At 46.3% G+C, this 2,157-nt stretch carries 1 protein-coding gene; it reads right to left on the bottom strand.

All coding sequences use genetic code 11. From position 1 onward, the window contains the following. Window positions 1–108: 108 nt before the first annotated feature. Complete coding sequence (gene ltrA, locus KIV40_RS24985; protein WP_214251541.1) at window positions 109–1,581, bottom strand: group II intron reverse transcriptase/maturase; 1,473 nt, start codon at window positions 1,579–1,581, stop codon at window positions 109–111. Window positions 1,582–2,157: the final 576 nt, after the last annotated feature.

The raw sequence follows: 2,157 nt of genomic DNA, 5'->3' as shown, positions 1-2,157 counted from the left end.
GAGTAGACGACACTTGTTACCAAGTGCCGTCCCTCTAAGAACCCAGCGTGCAACTTTCACCGCACTAGGCTCAAGCCTTCACGAAGGCACCTATTGGCACCCAGCAACTTATAAAGCAGCGAGAGCAGGCTCATGCCAAGAGTTACGACATTGCCTTTTTGACTTTCTCTTTGCCAAGTATTCTTGGTATTGAGGGTCAAAAGGCGTTGCGGCACTCCTGATTTTCACATGTCTCTCTATTGGCACCTTGGCTATTTGAAACAGATTGAACTGACAATCCATATTCATGATCTTCTGCCAACCGTGAAATTGCCATTGGCCTTGACGGTTGATGAAGTACTTAAGAGCGATCCAAGTTCTCGATTTGGTTGGATGACGCCTTTTAGCCCAGTGCCATAGCGTATGGAATAGCTTGTGACCTACATATCCGAATACCTGTTTGGCCACGCAGTGTCGATAGTAATTCGACCAGCCCCGTAGTTTCGGATTTATCAATTTGATTAAATCGTTGACGGGGATAGTTGCGTGCTTTTTGATGAGTTCGCGCAAGTTACTCAAGAACAACAGTGTGTTGGATTTACTCGGTTTAATGAGCAATTTTCCTTTGTACTTCCTATGGTTAAAACCTAGGAAATCAAAACCACGACTGATATGAGTAATGTGCGTTTTCTCTTCGGAGAGTGTTAAGCCTCTTTCTGCTAAGAAATCAGCAATCAACGGTTTGATATCGTTCTCCAGCACTTCCTTTGAAGCACAGGTGACGACGAAATCGTCGGCGTATCCAATAAAGTTAGCTCTTGCCCCCTTTTTGAGAGCGGTAGACTTTATGCGCTGCTCAATTCCTGCAAGGGTCATTAGCATCAAGGTGGGGGATATAACCCCGCCTTGAGGTGTTCCCTCATCTGTACGATAGAACAGCCCTTTGTCCATAAAACCAGACTTTAACCATTGTTCCAACATGCGTTTATCCACGGCAATGTTGTTCATAAGCCATTGATGCCCAATCTTGTCGAAACAGGCTTTGATGTCTCCCTCAAGTACCCACTGAGCTGATTTCTTTAGTGCCAGACACTTGAAGCACTGCGCGATAGCATCAGCAGTGCTTCGATTTGGTCTAAATCCATAGCTGTTAGGATCGGCAAGTGTTTCTGATACTGGCTCTAGTGCAAGAAGATGAAGCGCTTGCTGCGCTCTATCGACCATACAGGGGATACCCAGTGGTCTGAGTTTGCCGTTTTTCTTGGGGATGTAGATACGCTTGAGCGGTTTGGCTAGATAAGCTTTTCTGCTCAATTGATTGACTGCTTTCATGCGGCGCGTATCTGTATTCCAGATAACGCCGTCAATTCCAGGCGTTTTACTGCCTTTATTTTGTGATACCCGCTTAACAGCAAGAAGTTTTGCTGAGCGCGAGTGAGTCAGTATCCACTGCAATGCTTTCGCTTTGCCGTGTTTACCTTCTCGTGTTGCCTTTGCAATACGCATCTGAAGCTTTAAAACATGGGATTCAACGGCTTTCCAATTTATGGATTGCCACTGAGCACTGTCAGGAGAGGCACTAATCTCTTTTGAAATCATCATTTGCGTTTCTCCTTGAATAAAGTTCTTCAAATTCTCTTGCAACGGAAGACCAGTCGGAAGTCAGCCCACTTTCGTGCCAGATAAGGATCTGTATCTGTATCGTTACAATGCAGCCTTCGCTTTTTCCAACCTCCTCTACCTGCATCACTATCGGTCGCAAAGACTTTCCCAGAGGGAGTGATACAGGCTTACCGTGTTCCGTATGTCGCGCAATGTCAGGGTAGATGCCCGCTATGGTGCGGAGAGTTCAACGATCACGAAAGAGCATGGGGCAATCTCTTTCCGACTCTCTTGCCTTTTGGCTACAGCGTATTAACCACTTCCGCTGTTTCATCACATAACGCACCTTACACGGATTCACATATGTTCATCATACTGACTACCTAGCACTTACCCGACTCGTGGTTATCAGGAGGATCGTCTTCTCACGATTTCGATCCCGATTGGCAAATGCCAACCTTCGTTACATTGTCAGACTCGCTACTTTATTCAGAGTCCTAGGTTCATCTGGTGATACAGATGGTTCACTCGTTGAGCGGTGAACAGCGCTTCATACGACCTCACGTCGCACGCCCC

Source organism: Vibrio sp. D173a (genome assembly GCF_030248475.1).
This window is presented reverse-complemented; position numbering and strand designations above follow the sequence as displayed.